The 17,283-nt window shown below is 42.9% G+C and carries 14 protein-coding genes; 8 read left to right on the top strand and 6 right to left on the bottom strand.

Annotated elements, in window-relative coordinates; genetic code table 11:
• From ACFFRD_RS15890 to ACFFRD_RS15880, 3 genes are all read left to right on the top strand, one after another.
• Complete coding sequence (locus ACFFRD_RS15890; protein WP_392482292.1) at positions 1–2,244, top strand: NHLP family bacteriocin export ABC transporter peptidase/permease/ATPase subunit; 2,244 nt, start codon at positions 1–3, stop codon at positions 2,242–2,244.
• 161 nt (positions 2,245–2,405) lie between these two features.
• A complete protein-coding gene (locus ACFFRD_RS15885; protein WP_392482291.1) occupies positions 2,406–5,333 on the top strand; it encodes an NHLP bacteriocin export ABC transporter permease/ATPase subunit in 2,928 nt (975 codons plus the stop codon).
• Between the two features lie 26 nt (positions 5,334–5,359).
• The gene (locus ACFFRD_RS15880) at positions 5,360–5,956 is read left to right on the top strand and encodes a DUF3455 domain-containing protein (RefSeq protein WP_392482289.1); all 597 of its coding nucleotides are present in this window, start codon (positions 5,360–5,362) and stop codon (positions 5,954–5,956) included.
• 299 nt (positions 5,957–6,255) lie between these two features.
• Here ACFFRD_RS15880 and ACFFRD_RS15875 read toward each other — a convergent pair whose 3' ends face one another.
• Positions 6,256–6,948, bottom strand: coding sequence for a response regulator (locus ACFFRD_RS15875; RefSeq protein ID WP_392482287.1), 693 nt, complete (start codon positions 6,946–6,948; stop codon positions 6,256–6,258).
• Between the two features lie 315 nt (positions 6,949–7,263).
• Positions 7,264–7,938, bottom strand: a complete 675-nt coding sequence (locus ACFFRD_RS15870; protein ID WP_114085737.1) for a LuxR C-terminal-related transcriptional regulator — start codon at positions 7,936–7,938, stop codon at positions 7,264–7,266.
• Positions 7,939–8,045: 107 nt separating this feature from the next.
• Between ACFFRD_RS15870 and ACFFRD_RS15865 the strand changes: the two genes are divergently transcribed.
• Positions 8,046–8,702 (top strand): DUF3386 domain-containing protein, encoded by a 657-nt coding sequence (locus tag ACFFRD_RS15865; protein ID WP_392482286.1) that lies wholly within the window; start codon positions 8,046–8,048, stop codon positions 8,700–8,702.
• Entirely contained in the window at positions 8,692–8,829 is a 138-nt protein-coding gene (locus ACFFRD_RS15860; protein WP_392482285.1) for a hypothetical protein, read from the top strand. The genes ACFFRD_RS15865 and ACFFRD_RS15860 overlap by 11 nt, the downstream gene beginning before the upstream one ends.
• 55 nt (positions 8,830–8,884) lie before the next feature.
• Here the strand turns inward: ACFFRD_RS15860 and ACFFRD_RS15855 are convergent, their stop codons facing one another.
• From ACFFRD_RS15855 to tmk, 3 genes are all read right to left on the bottom strand, one after another.
• Positions 8,885–9,175 carry a hypothetical protein gene (locus ACFFRD_RS15855; RefSeq protein ID WP_114085735.1) on the bottom strand — a complete coding sequence of 97 codons (291 nt, stop codon included), beginning with the start codon at positions 9,173–9,175 and terminating at the stop codon, positions 8,885–8,887.
• 5 nt (positions 9,176–9,180) lie between these two features.
• Complete coding sequence (locus ACFFRD_RS15850; protein WP_163927846.1) at positions 9,181–9,687, bottom strand: hypothetical protein; 507 nt, start codon at positions 9,685–9,687, stop codon at positions 9,181–9,183.
• Between the two features lie 398 nt (positions 9,688–10,085).
• Positions 10,086–10,736, bottom strand: a complete 651-nt coding sequence (tmk, locus tag ACFFRD_RS15845; protein WP_392483081.1) for a dTMP kinase — start codon at positions 10,734–10,736, stop codon at positions 10,086–10,088.
• 305 nt (positions 10,737–11,041) lie between these two features.
• Here tmk and ACFFRD_RS15840 point away from each other — a divergent pair, with 305 nt between their 5' ends.
• Entirely contained in the window at positions 11,042–12,787 is a 1,746-nt protein-coding gene (locus tag ACFFRD_RS15840; RefSeq protein WP_392482117.1) for an IS1634 family transposase, read from the top strand.
• 453 nt (positions 12,788–13,240) lie between these two features.
• A complete protein-coding gene (locus tag ACFFRD_RS15835) occupies positions 13,241–13,597 on the top strand; it encodes a hypothetical protein (protein WP_392482284.1) in 357 nt (118 codons plus the stop codon).
• A 422-nt stretch (positions 13,598–14,019) separates the two neighbouring features.
• On the opposite strand, the gene ACFFRD_RS15830 is transcribed toward ACFFRD_RS15835, so the two are convergent.
• Positions 14,020–14,736 (bottom strand): heme oxygenase (biliverdin-producing), encoded by a 717-nt coding sequence (locus ACFFRD_RS15830; RefSeq protein ID WP_392482283.1) that lies wholly within the window; start codon positions 14,734–14,736, stop codon positions 14,020–14,022.
• A gap of 570 nt (positions 14,737–15,306) precedes the next feature.
• On the opposite strand from ACFFRD_RS15830, the gene glmM reads away from it, so the two are divergent.
• Entirely contained in the window at positions 15,307–16,779 is a 1,473-nt protein-coding gene (glmM, locus tag ACFFRD_RS15825) for a phosphoglucosamine mutase (protein ID WP_392482282.1), read from the top strand.
• The last annotated feature ends 504 nt before the right edge of the window (positions 16,780–17,283 follow it).

Below are 17,283 nucleotides of genomic sequence, written 5' to 3'. Positions count from 1 at the left end.
ATGCGGCAAATTCAATCACAAATTGGGCTTAGATTTAAAAAAATTCAACGACTCATCAGCCGTCCCGATCGCCGTCGTCGGACTCCCACCCTCTTACAAATGGAGGCAGTGGAATGCGGTGCAGCCGCACTGGGAATTATTTTAGGATATTACGATCGCATTGTCCCTCTTGCAGAACTCCGTCAAGCTTGTGGTGTTTCACGGGATGGTAGTAAAGCATCTAATATTCTCAATGCGGCTCGTAGCTATGGATTGCAGGCAAAAGGCTTTAAGGTCGATTTGGCTGGGTTACGCAAACTGCAATGTCCTTATATTGTCTTTTGGAATTTCAACCATTTTCTAATCGTCGAAGGATTTGCCAAAGACAAAGTTTATCTTAACGATCCTGCCACCGGGCCGCGTACAGTTTCGCTCCCAGAATTTGATCAGTCTTTTACCGGGGTAGTGCTAGTTGGTGAACCAAGTGCAGAGTTCCAGCCAGGAGGACGTAAACCGAGCCTGACATTATCCTTATGGGATCGATTGCAGAGTTCTCTGGGAGCGTTGATTTATTGTGTCATCGCCGGACTGCTGTTAGTGATTCCCGGATTAGCCATCCCTGCATTCTCCCAAGCCTTTGTTGATAATGTCTTGATTGAAGGCAGAAGTGATTGGTTGCGGCCATTAATTTTAGGGATGATCCTCACAGCAATTTTGAATGGTTTTTTAACGTTGCTTCAGCTGCAATTTCTGCGACGCATGAAAATTAAGCTAGCTGTGGGGATGTCTAGCCGATTTTTGTGGCATATTCTGCGGCTACCAGTGAGTTTTTACGATCAGCGATTTGCTGGAGAAATTAGCAGTCGTGTCCGCCTCAACGATAGCTTGGCGAATCTGCTTTCAGGAAGATTAGCGACGACAGTTATTTCAGCCTTCACCGTTGTCTTTTATGCGGCAGTCATGTTGCAATATGATGTCGTTCTCACTGCGATCGGCATTGCCTTTGTAATCGTGAATGTCAGCGTGTGGCGATGGGTTTCACGGCAGCGCGTCGATGCAAATCTGCGATTAATGCAAGAACAAGGTAAAGTGAACGGCGTAGCGATTTCTGGACTACAAAGTATGGAAACGCTCAAAGCATCCGGGCTAGAGTCAGAATTCTTTTCGCGCTGGGCAGGTTATTACGCTAAGGCAATTAATGCTCGGCAAGAAATGGATACGACTAATCAAAACCTGGGTGTGTTGCCGTCATTTCTCACCTCCATTACATCCATGCTTTTGCTAGCGGTGGGAGGGCTACGGGTAATGGATGGCGTACTCAGTATTGGGATGCTCATTGCTTTTCAAGCCTTGATGCAAAGATTTTTAGAGCCTGTAAATAATCTGGTGAGTTTAGCGGGTGAACTCCAGGAAATGGAAGGCAATTTGGGTCGGTTAGATGATGTGTTACGGAATCCGATCGACCCTGCTGTAGAGCGAGACATTAGTATATCGGCAACTCAACTACCTGCCGCAAATGTTCGGCTTCAAGGTTATGTTGAACTTCGTGATATCACCTTTGGCTATAACCGCTCTGCACCTCCCTTAATCGAAAATTTCAGTCTTTCACTTAAACCCGGTCAACGAGTTGCTTTAGTGGGTGGCAGTGGTTCGGGTAAGTCAACCGTTGCCAAGCTGGTGTGTGGATTATACGAACAGTGGGCGGGAGAGATTTTATTTGATGGTAAACCGAGAAAACATATTCCGCGATCGATTCTCACTAATTCAATTGCGCTGGTTGAGCAAGATATCTCGCTATTTGCGGGCACTGTGCGCGACAATCTTACGCTTTGGGATTCGACTGTGCCTTTTAGTAACTTGGTTCGTGCTTGTAAAGATGCCGCAATTCAGGATGTAGTGCTTTCCATGCCTGGAGGCTACAACGCTGACCTCGCAGAAGGGGCATCTAATTTGAGCGGTGGACAGCGACAAAGATTAGAAATTGCCCGCACTTTAGTGAATAATCCAGCAATTTTGGTGATGGATGAAGCTACCAGTGCGCTCGATTCCGAGGCAGAAAAAACGATCGATCAGAGACTTCGGGAGCGTGGCTGTACTTGTGTAATTGTGGCGCATCGGTTAAGCACAATTCGGGATTGTGACGAAATTATTGTCTTCGATCGCGGCAAGGTGGTGCAACGCGGTAGCCATGAAGAATTGCAGAGGGTTGAAGGTAAGTATTTGCAATTGATTCGCAGTGAAGGGGAAGCGGCTCAGGAAGAATAGAGTTCAGTTAAGTATTTCTTCCTTGGCGTTCTTGACGTTCTTGGCGGTTCGTTATTTTATACTATCGGAACTCACGCAAAAATTTTTAAAATACATGATTTATCGAACCGCCAAGCCGCCAAGAGCGCCAAGGTTTTGGATTAATTTTATGGAGTAAGAATATGTTAGATCAAATTCGCAGCGCTACCCTGCCGGGAGAGTACTATCACTTCAAAGGTAATGAGCCAATTATTCTCAATGACCCGAAGACGATTTGGATCGTAAAATCGGGTTCATTGGCGGTGTTTGCGATTCCGGTGAAAGAGGGAATTGCTGAGGGAAGTCGCCGCTATTTATTTACTACCCGAACTAGACAGGCAATGTTTGGCATCATTAATGATTCTCAGCCGATACCGTATCAACTGCTGGCGGTGTCGATTGAAGAAACGGAACTTATGAAAGTTTCAAGGAAAGATTTTCGGGAATTTATTAGCGATCGCAATGGCGAAGCCGTAACTTTAATCGAGGGATGGATTGAGCAACTAGGATTGGCGCTGTCTTCTATTACTCCACCTGGACTGCCGTTTCAAGAAGAAGGGGTTCGCTATTTCTCACTCAGCAATGGTCAGATTTTCCAACCACAGCGAGAGCTGGTATCCTGGGTACAAATTCAGCGTGGTTACGCGGTTTGGATGGGGTTTGAGCAACTGTTAGTTATGCCTCAATCAGGATTGGTGCCGTTGAGTGCAGATATGTGGTTTCAAGCTGAAGATACAACCGAGCTAGAAATCCTAACTACGTCTGAGATTGAGGATGGTAATACTCTGTTGAGGGGGATTTTCCAAATTCAAGTCTACTTTCTTCAGAGCCTTTTTCTTCTGGAACAGGAGGAAAAAGCGGTAGAATTAAACCGATTTCAAGAACGGCAACACCTCAACGATCACGTAATGAAGGAGACGCTGGGCGAGTTAGCCTCGTTGCTGCAATCTCCGCAAAGTGCCGCTTCTGCTCAAATTGAAGCCAATGATTTTGACCAGGCTTTGCTCATCGCTGCGGGTGCTGTTGGGCGGACTTTGGGTGTGACGATTCGACCACCAGCCAAGTCTGAAGACCTGAAACGAGTTCAAGATCCGCTACAAGCGATCGCTCGTGCTTCGCGTTTACGAACCAGAACGATCGCTTTGCAGGGTCAATGGTGGAAGAAGGATTGCGGTGCGATGCTGGCTTACACGCTAGAAGATAACAACCCTGTGGCGCTGTTACCTGTATCTGATACCCGCTATGAGATTTTTGATCCAATTAAGCGATCGCGCACTCCGGTTAATGCTAAAACTGCGATTAAACTGGCGCTCACCGGGTATACCTTCTATCGCCCATTACCTGATAAAGTCCTCACCACCATCGATTTACTGAAATTTGCTCTCCAAGGACACTACAAGGAATTGTTGATTGTCTTGGCTGCGGGTATGGCGACAAGTTTATTAGGAATGATTGTCCCCCAAGCTATGGCAATCTTGATTGACAGTGCCATTCCTGATGCCAATCGCGGTTTATTAGTGCAAATTGCCTTAGCGCTGCTAGCAACTGCATTTGGTAGCACCTTGTTTCAACTTGCCCAAGGCTTTGCAATCATGCGCGTGGAAACTTTTGCCGATGCTTCCACCCAAGCAGCAGTCTGGGATCGGTTATTAAATCTAAAAGCATCCTTCTTCCGTCAGTACTCAACTGGAGACTTGAATTCACGGGTAAGCGCCATTAGCCAAATCCGCCAAAAGCTCAGTAGCACGGTTCTCAGAAGTATTTTCACCAGTTTGTTTGCGTTTTTGAATTTAGGACTGCTTTTTTATTACAACGGTTCGCTAGCGTTAATTGCCACTCTTGTTGCTTTTGTCAACATTACTATTACTCTGGTTTCAGGAATTTACACTCTGCGGAAGGTTCGTCCCTTACTAGAGTTACAAGGGCAACTCTCAGGGGTAATGGTGCAGTTAATCAACGGCGTTAGCAAATTACGAGTTGCAGGCGCAGAAGCCCGCGCCTTTGCTTTTTGGGGAAAACAGTATAGTCAACAAATCAAATGGATGCTGAGTACCCAAGGCATTGAAGATGCTCTGGCTGTGATTAATAAAATCTTGCCTGTATTGACTACAGCAATCCTCTTCTGGTTCGCCAGCAGTTTACTTCAGCAAGCCAATTCTCCAGAAAGTGGTTTATCTACAGGTGTATTTCTAGCATTTAATGCGGCATTTGGCACATTTATCAGTGGAGCTACCAGTCTCAGCAGCACAATTATAGATGTCTTGCAAGTGGTTCCTTTATGGGAACGAGCGCAGCCGATTCTCGAATCCAAACCGGAAGTTGACTCGGAAAAAACCGATCCAGGTCGGCTTTCTGGACGATTGGTTGTGGATCATGTGATTTTCCGGTATCGAGATGACGGGCCATTAACATTGGATGATGTTAGCATTCATGCGGAAGCTGGGGAATTTATCGCTTTCGTCGGAGCTTCGGGGAGTGGAAAATCAACCCTGTTCCGATTATTACTGGGGTTTGATGTCCCGGAATCTGGCACGATTTATTACGACGGACAAGATTTAACCGGGTTAGATATTCATGCAGTGCGTCGGCAACTAGGAGTTGTGATGCAAAATAGCCGATTGACATCTGCATCGATCTTTGAGAATATCGCCAGTGGAGCGATGATCTCGATGGATGAAGCGTGGGAAGCTGCGCGGATGGCTGGTTTTGCTGAAGATGTCGAATCGATGCCAATGGGAATGCACACGGTAATTAGTGAAGGAGGAACTAATATCTCTGGAGGGCAACGGCAGCGATTATTGATTGCCCGATCGCTAGTATTAAAACCCAAAATCTTGTTATTTGATGAAGCCACCAGTGCCTTAGATAACCGCACTCAAGCGATTGTCAGTCAAAGTTTAGAGCGTTTGAAGGTGACACGAATTGCGATCGCTCACCGTCTGAGTACCATTCGCAACGCCGATCGCATCTATGTATTCGAGAATGGTCGTGTAGTCCAAGAAGGCAATTTTGATCAACTCGCCAATCAACCAGGATTGTTTGCCCAACTGATGGCGCGACAAAAGCTTTAAAATCACAAATGAAGGAGATATCTACTATGTCACCTACTTTTTGTAAAATTATTCAGATAAATTGCAGCCTCGTTGTTTCGCTACTGATGTTGAATGGGTGGGGTGTTTCGATCAAAACTGCGATCGCAGGAACTATGGAGCCTGCCCAACGCATAGCGGATGTGGCTGAAATCCCTGATAGTATAAAAGTCCCAAATGGTGAGCAACTTCTTTTAAAAGCATCTGCCAAGGGTTCACAAATCTATATCTGCAAACCAAAATCAGAATCTCCTGAGCAGTATGAGTGGACGCTTAAGGCTCCCGATGCCGTGTTACTAGATGAGCAAGGGCAAAATTTGGGCAAGCATTATGCAGGCCCCACCTGGGAAGCCAAAGACGGTAGCAAAGTCGTGGGGAAGTTGAAATCTAAGGTAAATGCACCGCAAGATGATGCCATTCCCTGGCTATTATTAGAGGCACAATCTCATGAAGGAAATGGTATCTTCCGCCAAGTAAATTGGATTCAACGGATCAATACAGTTGGTGGAAAAGCCCCTGTTCAAGGGTGTGATAAATCATCCGAAAACCGAGAAATTAGCGTAAACTATACGGCTGATTACCTATTTTATAAGATTAAGCAATAAATATTAATAAACAAGAGAAAAATCCCCATGTTGAGATGTTTTATATAAGAATTTAAAACTAGCCCCTGAAGAAGTGACTCGTAAAATCTCTTTTTTCTCTCTGCGCTGCGCCAGTTGCTACAAGTCGGGGAACCCGCCCAACGCACTGGCTTCTCTGTGCCTCTGCGGTTTAAAAATAATTTATTTAACCACAGAGACGCAGAGAACGCAGAGTCAAGAGATTGAAGAGGAATTTTGTGACCAAAATTTTTACCCACTTTGAAAGGGCTATTCCTAGAATTGTTTTATCGCCCTCTGGTTTATTCTGGTAGTTTCCCGGATAGTTTCTTTTCTTGATTGAGAACAGAATTTGCATAGATTGCTAGTTGCGATCGATTTTTGAGATTGAGGCGGTTTAAGATACTCGTCACATGAGTTTTTACCGTTCCTTCGGTAATATAAAGTTGTTGGGCAATTTCGCGGTTCGTTGCACCAACACCAATCAAACATAAAACCTCTTGTTCTCGTGCGGTAATTTCCGATGGCTTTGATGAAGCGGAATTTTGGTTAGCTGAAGCTGCTTCCGTAACTAATAATTTATCAAATAACCCCGGCCCAAATTGAGTATAGCCAGAATGCCCAAAGCGAATTGCATCTGCTAGCTCACTTGAAGGCATATCTTTAAGCAAATATCCTTTTGCACCTGCACGCATTGCCCCTGTTAGATAAGAATCATCATCAAATGTACTCAAGACGAGAACTTTGATATTAGGAAAGTTTTGCGTAATCAGTTTTGTTGCAGTTCGCCCATCCATTTCTGGCATTCGAATATCCATTAGCACCACATCGGGCTGAAGTTCTGCAACAAGCTCTAGAGCAACTTTACCATTCTCAGCATCACCGACCACTTCCAAATCAGGTTCCTGTTCTAGCATTGCTTTGAGTCCCTGACGAATGAGGCTCTGATCGTCAACGATTAACAGGCGAATAGGAGAGGATTTATCATTTTTCATGGTAATTATCTCTTTCTAGTTTTGATGAACGATCATAGATATCTCCAAAAATTAATGAAGGATTACCTGAAACCCTTGTAGAAAGGTTACAACATTTAACAATTGGGCATTGGGCATTGGGAAGAGGACTTGGGGACAAGGAGAAAGACTTGTTTCAAGTTCTCACCTCTTGTCCCCTTGTCCCCTCTGACAGGTGTAGGTTTTTTACAATTAGGAGGAATTAAAGAAAAAGAAATCGTCAACAGGAGTAGAAGGAAAAGAACTCCAGCGATGAAGAACTATTTGATACCGACAAGAGGACTTTTCGAACATCCTCTAAGAAACTTTGATATCTTGCAGTTTTGCCACCATTTCTGCACGCGCCGAAACCTTTAACTTACGAAACATCCTCTTCAAAGCTTGTTTGACAGAATTTTGCGTAATCCAAAGTTTTTCCCCAATTTCTGAGTTTGTTAACCCCTGCGCCACTAACTCGGCAATTTCTAACTCACGCGCTGTTAGAGGACTTACTAAAAGGGAATTGGATATTTGTGGTTTTGTCGTCCGTAGAGTCGCCATTTTTGCTGATAAATGGATGCATAATGCACTCAGATCAGCCAGATCGTTGCCATTAAAAGCAGGATTTCCCTTATCACGAGCCAAGTTAAGTGTTCCTACAAGACGACCATCGCAAACAATTGGCCCAGTCATTACGTGTTCGTGATCGGAACGCGAGCAAAAATGCTTCCAGTCTCCTGGTGATAATAATAACTGCTCATGGGCGGGAGCGTGACGCTCAACCACGTAGCGCCCGACTGGATTGCTTTCTAAGCATACTGCTGGAATACCCTGAACATCGATTTGGGCTGTTGGCCGATCATCTAGGAGATAAATACCCCAATTTTGCACACCAAAATGCTCACCAATTTTATCTGTGAGAGCTAGCCTTAATTCTTGCTCATTTCGGACATTGGCGATCGCATGAAATATGGCGTGGAGAGAATTAACCATAAGCATAAGTGTACCCAGTTGGGGACTATCCAAGCCTCAACAATTACTTCTATGCTAATACCAACGAAACTAAAACGCTAATTTACAGTAGCGACTAGGAGAAGCACATGACAGTTACACAACTCTCTGCTCAGGAACTTTTCCGGGCTGCTTATGAGAACCGCTATACTTGGGACAAGAATTTTCCCGGTTATACCGCAAATATTACCTATAAGCAAGATGATAAAGTATTTACAGGCAAGGTTATCATCACTGCCAATCTGAAAGCCGAAGTTTTGGGTGTAGATGATGAGCCAGCCCAGAAAGCAATTCATGGCCAAGCATGGGAAATAGCAATTCACCGCGTCCGCCGCAGCTTTGAAGACACCCACAGCGCCAATACCTTTAGCTATGGCAAAACTGACGAAACTGGTGCGGTTGAGCTTTTAATGGGTGGTAAGGCTGAGGGCGATAAATACAAAGTCCGCAATAATGAAGTGTGTCATGTTCACCGTCTAATCCACGGTACTTTCGTGACAATTGACACCTTTAGCAGCCACGACACTGGGGAAGGCTACTTGTCCCACCGCTATGACTCTGTTTACCATGATCCCAAAACTGGGGAACAAAAGGGCGGTAGAAGCGAATTTGTCGATGAATATGAAAAAGTTGGTGATTATTTTATCCTAAATCGTCGGGAGATTCGTACCGAGACAGCAGGACAAATATCTATTCAGGAATTTATCTTCTCTGACATCAAATTATTAGAACCTGTTGCTGCTTAATCTCTATTTTGTAGTTAAAAAATTGCGATCGCTCTTTAAGTTTAAGGAAGCGATCGCTTTTTTTTACATTCTGATTGATGAATATGAGGTTTTAAAAAGAGAGCTTGATATGCAAGAATATCGATAGCTGAGTTGACATTGGGCTAAAGGGCGATCCGCTTTACTTATTAAACCTGTACTATTTAGAGATATTTTTGGTAATATTCCTCTATCGTACCTACAGCTTTTAATAATGGCGAATCTAACGGCTCAATCCAATCAGCCACTTCACGAGCCAGCCCAAGGGTTGAGATTCCTCCTGATGCTTCAAGTTTACCAATCAGCGTCTTACTTTTAATAGATTCCAGGGCACCGATCAGATTGTTTAAACGCTCTGAATGTTTAAATTCTGGTTGTTTATCTCTACGAATCTGTTCGGCAATCTCAAGAGCTTTATCGAGCAATTTGATGAATTCTTCTGTCTTGTTTTCCATGATTTTTACGGACAACTAAAATCTTTTTCGATGATATTTTGTCCCTCAGACCACTTAATGTTTGGATCTCTTGTATCTTTAATAAAAGTCTGTTGACCACCGCCAGGATAGCATTGAGTGGGGGTTTGAGGGGCAACAATGCCTTGATAAACTGTCGTTCCTGCCGGCAAAGTAACTGGTTGAATCATAGTGGCTTTATTGCCCCATGATTGATTAAGAGCTAAATTCCTAATTACTTCTACATTTGTTTCGTATTTATCAGTTGTTAAATACCTACCATATCTATTCTCGCTGCTACTATAGTAACGATAAAAAGTCTTAGGCTCCTCTAGTTTGACTTCTTCACATTTAGAATTTAGGAAGGTAACGGCAATATCAGATGGTAGAGGACATGAAGAACTAACTTCTTGGGCAAGGACTCGTGGTGAATTGAATACAGTCCGTGGGAATGAACTAACTGAAAAACTGAGAATGCTTAAACCAATACCTATGGAAACAGACTTAAATTTCATACAAACTCTTCCTCCCAAGCTTTTATTGAAATATATAAATGGCAAATTAAGCTTCGTTTCAGTGTAGTGGGTTTGTTAGACCCCTGAAGATAACGATACCTGCGGCAGTCTGCGCCAACGCTTTTGTGAGCAATGCAATGGTCTTAAATTCGGGTGTGGAATCGGAAAATGCCACGTCTTTTATATTCTCAGGCTTAAAGCAAGGATGCAAGGACAGTTAAGACAGTTAAGTAAACACTTCAAAATTTGAGATATACCTATGGGAACCCCTTCAACCTTGATTTCTCACAAGTGAGAAATCAAGGAGTGTGGGAGGTGTGGGAGGTGTGGGAGGATGGGGAAGAAATCTGACCCCGCACACTCCCCACACTCCCCACACCTCCCACACCTCCCTCTGCCTACACTATGCGTGAGAAATCCGGGTTCAAATGTACGCGCAGAATTCCTTGAATTACTTGTTGCACAGCTTCTTTACTCAAGCTGCCATCTACCCGCACAATTCTTGAAGGATAAGATGCTGCTAACTCTGCGTATCCTTGCTGAACGCGTCGATGAAAAGCGATTGTTTCTTGTTCAATGCGGTCTAATCCGATTCCATCTCCTCGTTTGCGGGCTAGTCCAACTTCGACATCGATATCTAGCCAAATAGTTAAGTCACTCTCTAGGCCAGCAGTGGCAATATAGTTAAGCTGATTGATTAAACTCATATTCAAACCGCGACCATATCCTTGGTAGGCAATGGTAGAGTCAGTGTAGCGATCGCATAAAATATATTTCCCTGCTGCGAGATTTGGTTTAAGTTCTTGTTCCACGTGTTGCGATCGGTCAGCAGCATACAATAAAAGTTCTGTCACTTCTGCAACTGGTTTATCCTCTGCCTTCTCTAGTAGTAAGCGGCGAAGATGTAAGCCTAACTCTGTTCCCCCTGGTTCACGAGTGACCACCACAGAAACACCCAGATTTTCTTCCAACCACTGAGAACAAAGCTGCATTTGGCTGGTTTTGCCGCAGCCTTCCACCCCTTCAAATACAATTAATTTGCCACCCATGCTTTTTAAAGTTCGCTGCAATAAACTTGTTCGCTGACGTTTGATCAAGAATAGCGTGAAGTGCTACAGGCGGGTGAGACGCTTACCCCACAATCAGTAGTTAGATACTTTTTTATTTGGAAGTTTCTAAATATAAGACTACTCCTTTCAAGGTGCGTAAAAATTTTGGTAAATAGATTCCTCTTTACTGTGCGTTCGCTGATTTTAAGGCAGTCAAAGGAATTAATTCCTTGAGGGGTAATGATTAAGAGGATTTTTGAAGCAACTCCTGATGAGAGTGGATTTGGGGGTAGTTTGAGTAGAGGATGATGTCAGGTGGTGGTGCATCGATGAGTGAGACAGAAGTAAAAATAAGCTCCGAGCGGATAGACGATATTCCATTAATAGTTAAATGGCTTGCTCAGATAGAGATAGCCAAACATATCGACCAAAAACTGAAGAAGCCGCACGGAAACCACCAAGGAATGAGCTACGGGCAGTTGAGTGTATTATTACTAACGTATATAATCACTCAATCAGACCATCGGTTATGTGCAGTCGAAGAATGGGTAGAAACACATCGAAAGATTTTGGAATTGACAACGGGGTGGTCGATAGGAAACAAAGATGTCAGTGATGACCGATTGGGAAGGGTAGTAGAAGAATTAGGCAAGCAATCACTTGCTAGACAAGAAATAGAAATTAAATTAGGAAGGCAGATAATTAGAGCATACGAATTACCGACAAAAATTGCACGCACAGACACAACAAGCTTCAGTGTAAATCATGAAAACACAAGTCATCTAGAAGACAATCTATTGCGTCATGGCTACTCCAAAGATAAACGCCCAGACTTATTGCAATATCGTCAGTTACTAGCAACGCTCGACCCGATGGGAATGCCCTTAGTCAGCGCCACTCTTGAAGGCAATGGAGCCGATGACCCTTTATATTTTCCCACCTGGCAAAAGATACAAAAAGTAATTGGGCACAAACATTTTGTCTTCATCGCTGACTGTAAGGCTGGTTCGATCTCAACCCGTGCCAACATCGCATTAAATGGAGGATTTTACTGTGTTCCCTTGCCAATGAGCGGACAAAACCCCCAATTGCTCAAACAATGGGTAAAACAATCATCAACAGAAATCATCGATATTCGTTTACCCCAACAAGAAGAACAAGAAACTGCTGTTGGTAAAGGTTTTGAGGTTGAGTTGGGTAAGTTTTGGTTAAATCCAGAAACAAATAAATGGGTTCGTTGGCACGAACGCTATTTGGTAGTTTATTCCCACAAGCTTGCTCTAGGAGCGATTGATAGTCAAAACAAACGCATCAATCAAGCTCAACTTGCCTTGGAGAAATTAGCCAATAAACCAGGAACCGAGCTAGATGTGCTTACTTATAAGGTTGAGAATATCCTCAAACGCCATCGCGTTACTGATTTTTTCTCAACTACGATTACAGAACAAACACGAACAGAAACTCGCCATCAAAGACGAGGACGACCCTCAAAAAATACTCTACAACAACAGGTTACTTCGACACGGCTTCAACTCCAAATTGAGAAAATTGATAGTGCAATTGTTGAAGCAGAAATTTTGGCTGGTTGGCGATTGTACGTAACTAATGCACCTACCGAACAGCTAACTTTATCTGAGTCGGTAATGTATTACCGAGACGAATGGCTTCTTGAACGCGGTTTTCATCGCTTTAAAAGGGGTTCTTTGCCTGCTTTACCGATTTACTTCCAGAATCAAAACCGAATCACTGGCTTGATGTTTTTATTAAACATTGCTTTGCGCGTTTTTACCCTTATGGAGTTTGTTGTCAGGCAGGCACTTCAACAAGCTGAAGATTCTTTGCAAGGTCTTTATGATGGCAATCCCAAACGAAAAACTCCTCGTCCTTCTGCCGAACAAATGCTTAAGGCTTTTTGTCACCTAACTCTTTACTTCCTCCCTGATTCTACGGTCTTCATTACCCCTATTAACCAGCTTCAAAAACAGATTCTTTTATTGATGAAAATCCCTGAATCCATTTATGAGCTTGAACTTAAGCCCTGTAAGACATAATTCTCACTCACAAGGTCAAAATGAGCGAACGTCCAGTCTTTAAGCTCTATACTCTGTGTTCTCTGCGCCTCTGTGGTTAGAAAAAATACTTTTAAACCGCAGAGGCACAGAGAAGCCAGTGCGTTGGGCGGGTTCCCCGACTTGTAGCAACTGGCGTAGCGCTGAGGAAAAATAAGAGATTTTATGAGTCACCTTGAAAGGGCTAGTCCTAAAATACACAAAAAGAAGTTTTTGGCAATTTGGCAGATCAACTATTTTTGATACTGATATTTTTGGGATTGTGCAACGAATGTAACAGAAGTTGCCATAACCAGGTGGTCGAGATTTTTAAGTTACTTCGTAACTGCCTAGCTAGTAGGATTTGAGGAAAGGAAAACAGAGACATTACCAAGTAACGCAAAAGCTTAATAACTTCCAATCAAGGCAGCAGATTTACTAAATAAAGTGATTGATGTGAGAACAACTCAAGTAAATCAATTTTTTAATCCTGTATTTGGGAACCGTATCGATCCCACCCTCAAACCTCAATGGTCTTGGTTACTAAAAACTTTAAATCGGAGGTTGGAAGGGAAATATGGTATTTCACTATTTGATGTAGATTTTTGGATAGATGATTATTTTTTAAGACTTGTTTACAATCTACTAAATCTAGATTATCACTTTCATCAAGTTTCTTTTGCAAGTGAATTTTCTAGCAGCTATTTTGTTGAGGAGCAATTTAGCCGACATATAAAATTTCTGTATGATAGATATGATTTACCGCTACAAGATGAAGATAGCGATCGCACAGCAATATCCGCTTTAGGATGAAGAGCGCCCAGAAATTACCTAATTTTGAATCCTAAATCTAAAATCGATGACTCCTAACCTGGATTTCTCACTTGTGAGAAATCCAGGAGTGTGGGAGGTGTGGGAGGATGGGGAAAAAGTCTTACCCCCCACACTCCCCACACTCCCCACACTCCCCACACTCCCCACACTCCCCACACTCCCCACACTCCTCTTCTCCCTCTGCCTACACTATGCGTGAGAAATCCGGGCTAACTCTTTTAATCATAATTGAGGGGCAATCTCCCCATGCTTGCTTTCACAAATAGAAAACAGTCACAGGGCTATTGCCCCTAAATATTTTGAGCGTTAATCGCTCTTATTCCAGAAATACCTGTAAATTATCTTGCATCAGGCTATCTGGACTTAGACTCCACACACCATACTCCGCAATGTTAATACCGTTACTCAGCAGTGACGAGTTCAGTACTACCGCGTGTCCGTCGCCGTGTGAGGCTGTTGAACACCATTACACCGATCGCTTTAATCAAATTGCCTTCCAATTCTTGGAACATCTTCATGTTCGTGCCAAAGGCGGCGTTTGCTTCTTCAACAATGCGATCGGTTGCCGCATCGTCAAGGGGTAATTCATCCAAAATTTGCCGATACTTGGCTTTAAATGCCTTCTCGTCAGGAATTTCTGGAAACTCATAAAAAGCTGTTCCTTGCCCATCAGACAAATTCATCGCCGTTACAGCAATGTTTTTGAGAATTTGTCCCCCAGATAAGTCGCCCAAGTAACGAGTATATGAATGAGCGATTAACAGTTCTGGTTCTGTGGCAGAGATTTCTCGGATGCGCTTTACATAAGCTTCACCTGCGGAAGATAGTTTGATTTGCTCTTTCCAGTTAGCACCAAAGTAATAACTCAGGTCTTGCTCTAAGGTATACTTGCGGTTTAGCTGGGGAAAGTTGATTTTAGAAAGAATTGGGTGCTGGCGGTGCTTTTCCATTTCTTCTTCCATCGCTGAGTAGACGAAGTAGAAGTTAGCAACTAGTTTCCGGTAAGAGTTTTTTTCTACTACTCCTTTTAAAAAGCACTTGACAAAACCTACATTTTCTGCCATTGTGTGGGCTTTCTTAGTGCCTACACGTAATTTGGTTGCTAAATTGCTGCTCATGCTAAATTTCTCAACTTTAAAAAGTTAACTGCCGAGTTTTAATTCACTAACGGCTAAAAAAGCCATTAAAACGTTACCTTAAAACTATTTGATGAGAATTTATATTAAAATTTTTTAAGCTGCGATGATTTTGTAGTTTTTTACACAGTAACAAAAGCACGTAATATAACTTTACATTCCGGTGTTTTGATTTTCTGTTGTCATAAGCTAACTTTTGCTTTCATTATTAGTTTTCTCAAAGAATATCCATAATAAAATCTAGGTAATATTCCTTACATTGTATTTCTTGTTAATAGCATTGCAAAATGTGAACTAAATACAAATAAAAATCAAGACTCAAGTTAATGGCATAAAAGGAATAATTAGCTAAAATGTGGAGACTTTACTAATAATGTAAAAACCAATACTGACTTTATGAAATATTTACAATCAGAAAGTCTGTAATTCAGTATAATTACGTAAAAATGGCTTAATTTAGAATGAATTTCTAAAGAGAAAAAGCATGTCAAAATTGCTGAATAAAGTCTTAAGTGCTATTTTTCAGTGTGATTGTGTGGAGTGTTTAAATATATGGTTTCATCTATAACTCGGATACCAGGCATTCCTGGAGATTCTCCTTCCGAAGCAGAAGGATTGGGCAAAGGGATTGAAAGTAGTTTTGGGCTGAATTTAATTCCACTACCGGCAAATCCTTTATTTGGTACAGATGGGATTCGCGGGCGAGTCGGAGAATTGCTGAGTGCGCCCTTAGCATTGCAAGTTGGTTTTTGGACAGGGATTGTTTTACGTAACCATGCTACTCAAATAGGGCCAGTCATTCTCGGACAGGACTCTAGAAACTCTAGCGATATGCTAGCAATGGCTTTGAGTGCAGGGTTAACAGCAGCAGGATTAGAAGTTTGGTATTTGGGATTATGTCCCACTCCTTGCATTGCCTATCTCACCAGCATCAGTGATGCGATCGGTGGAGTAATGATTTCTGCTAGCCACAATCCCCCAGAGGATAATGGAATTAAGGTTTTTGGTGCAAATGGTGGAAAGCTACCGCAAATATTACAGGCAGAAATAGAAGCGGGGCTGCGTGGGAAAATATCACCGATCGCTAAAGTCAATAATTGCGGACGGCATTACTCACGTTTTGAGTTAGTGGGACATTATGGCGAGGCGTTAAAAAAACCTTTAAACAGTGACCTCAATCTTCAGGGAATGAAGATTGTTTTAGACTTGGCGTGGGGTGCAGCAGTCGGGTTAGCACCGTCAGTATTTACAGAAATGGGGGCAGAGGTGATCTGCTTGCATAACGAAGCAGATGGCGATCGCATTAATGTTAACTGCGGTTCCACTCATTTAGATATTCTTGCCGCCACAGTCCAAGAACACAACGCCGATATCGGCTTTGCCTTCGATGGCGATGCCGATCGCGTCTTAGCAGTAGACAATACTGGCAGACAAGTTAACGGCGATTACATTCTCTACCTGTGGGGACGGCATTTACAAAAAAACCAACAACTACCAGACAACCTGATTGTGTCTACAGTCATGGCCAACTTGGGCTTTGAAAAAGCTTGGCAACAAATTGGTGGTAAATTAATTCGTACCGCAGTCGGCGATCAATACGTACAAGCCGAAATGCAGCGAACTGGGGCAATGTTAGGTGGTGAACAATCAGGTCATATTCTTTGCCGTCATTATGCTGTAACTGGAGATGGCTTGTTAACAGCCTTGCATATAGCGGCTTTGGTGAAAGAAGCGGGTGTTTCTTTAGCAGAATTAGTAGATCAAAGCTTCCAGACATATCCGCAAATATTGCGGAACGTGCGAGTTATAGATCGCGATCGCCGTTTGGGGTGGCAAGATTGCGAACCGGTACAACAAGCGATCGCTCTTGCCGAAGCTGCAATGGGTGATTCTGGTAGAATCTTGGTTCGCGCCTCTGGTACAGAACCAGTAATCAGAGTCATGGTAGAAGCCGCCAATGCCGAACTTACCAACTACTGGACAAATGAATTAGTTTCAAAAGTCCAGCAACATCTGATGGACTAAGTTAGCTATTATCTCAGCTTTTAACAAACGCTAATTTTCCGTCACAGCTTCTACAAATTAACCAGCCTTGGTTATCTGTAGAAGCTGTGACATTTGTATTTATATTGTTATATATAGCGATTATCAGTTAAGTGCAACATAGACCTAACCCCCAGCCCCTTCCCTATAAGGGAAGGGCAGGGTGGTTTCATACGAAAAAAGAAAAATACATAAGTATTGATTTCTCATGTATAACCATAGATTTTGACCCCTCTCCAAACCTCTCCCCGAAGCGGAGAGAGGCTTTGAAACCCAGTTTTAGTTTTTCTCTCGTTGTATGAAACCACCCTGCTTCCCTATAAGGGAAGGGGAGTAATATTCAAAGCCTCTCTCCTAAAAGGAGAGAGGTTTGGAGAGAGGTCAAACTGTATTGCTTCCATTCGAGAACCGCTATAATAATTTCCGTCTAATTAATTATCAAAAAAATCACCACGTTATGACATTAGTCTGAACGTGTTATTATTT

Source organism: Nostoc sp. C110, assembly GCF_043099725.1.
In the GTDB taxonomy this organism is placed as follows: Bacteria; Cyanobacteriota; Cyanobacteriia; order Cyanobacteriales; family Nostocaceae; genus Nostoc; species Nostoc muscorum_A.
This window is presented reverse-complemented; position numbering and strand designations above follow the sequence as displayed.